The sequence below is a fragment of the Vibrio sp. 1580 genome, assembly GCF_033340055.1.
This window is the reverse complement of the sequence record NZ_JAWOVT010000279.1, coordinates 1-708: the sequence shown is the minus strand read 5'-3', so window position 1 is coordinate 708 and position 708 is coordinate 1. Positions and strand designations below refer to the sequence as shown.

The 708-nt window shown below is 47.6% G+C and carries 1 protein-coding gene; it reads right to left on the bottom strand.

Annotated features, from left to right (window positions below; genetic code table 11):
- Positions 1–708: histidine kinase dimerization/phospho-acceptor domain-containing protein (locus tag R7093_RS25505; RefSeq protein ID WP_318147056.1), on the bottom strand; the 708-nt coding region annotated here is incomplete at both ends.

Here is a 708-nt window from a genome sequence, read left to right as displayed (position 1 = left end):
AGGGTCGATATCACTGAGCAATTGCAAATTCTTTTGCTGCGCCTTTACTGTGTGTAAGCTGATCACATCATCTAATAACTGGCGAAAATGATACGTCTCGCTGGCTAGTTCCACCTTCCCCGCTTCGACTTTGGAGAAATCGAGGATGTCATCAATAATGGTCATGAGCGATTGCGATGAGTTATCGATGATCTCCACAAATTCTTTTTGCTGCGGATCGAGCTTAGTATCACTAAGCAGCGACGCCACACCAATAATGCCATTCATAGGGGTGCGAATCTCGTGGCTCATGGTCGCGAGAAACTCACTTTTCTTGCGATTGGCGACTTCCGCCTTATCTCGCTCTGCTTCTAACTCGGCTTGATGCTCACGCACTTTTTGCACGCTTCGATTGTATTTTTGCGCCAACAAGCTGACTTCATCAAAACACCAACGTTTGGGCAGCGTGACCGTACTCGGCGCATTACCGCCGCTAAAATCACTCACCGCACCGGAAAGCAACTGCAAAGGATTCACCAATAAACGGAAGGCGACCCACAACACCCCAACCATCAACAACAAAATTTTTATCGCTTCTGTCGTGAGTAGAAAAAAGAACTGTTGCCATAAATCTTGATAGACGGCGCTAAGGTCAGACTGCACAGTCAGCTCTGCGAGCTCAAACGTTTTTTCACCCACACTAAACTGCATCGGCCAACGCCTCTCAAC